This is a genomic window from Streptomyces sp. E11-3 (assembly GCF_046540415.1).
Taxonomy (GTDB): Bacteria; Actinomycetota; Actinomycetes; order Streptomycetales; family Streptomycetaceae; genus Streptomyces.
In genome coordinates this window covers 1-516 of record NZ_JAZGRL010000269.1, presented here as the reverse complement: position 1 = coordinate 516, position 516 = coordinate 1, and the positions used below count along the sequence as shown (strand labels likewise).

The window sequence follows — 516 nt, the reverse complement described above, 5'->3', positions numbered from 1 at the left end:
GCGGGGGGTGTGGGGGGTGTCCGGTGGGGCGGGTTCCGTCGAGGCGACGTTCACCACGACGGCACGGGCGAGCCCCCTGCGCCGTACGAAGTCGGTGATGTCCGCGGCGAACGCGGCGATCAGGTCCTCCTCGGAGCGGGTGTCGCCGGGGAGCGGGCCGCCTGGGCGGATCTCGGCGTCCGCGTCAGCCAGTTCGGCGCGCACCGCCGAGGGCAGGCCGTGCGGCAGCACGCCTCCGGCCGCGAGATGCTCCGCGCGTTTGGGCAGCGGGCACGCCGCGGTGTCGTGTCCGCCGAAGACGAGTGCTGACAGCGGTGGCAGGCCGCTCTGGGCGAAGGGCGGGGTCTCGGTGACCATGCCGGTCGCCGGGAAGAGCCCGGCCGCGAGGGCCGCGTGGCCCGCGACGGTCGTCGTCGCCACCGAGCCGCGCGCCCCGATCAGCCAGACCCCGGTGGCGCGGCCGGATGACGGGGGCGAGGACGGGGGAACGGGAGAGGGCACTGGGGTGGACACGGG

At 76.6% G+C, this 516-nt stretch carries 1 pseudogene; it reads right to left on the bottom strand.

What is annotated here, in order from left to right:
- Nucleotides 1–513, bottom strand: a pseudogene (locus tag U9R90_RS36785) (myo-inositol-1-phosphate synthase); the annotation flags it as partial.
- Between the last annotated feature and the right edge of the window lie 3 nt (nucleotides 514–516).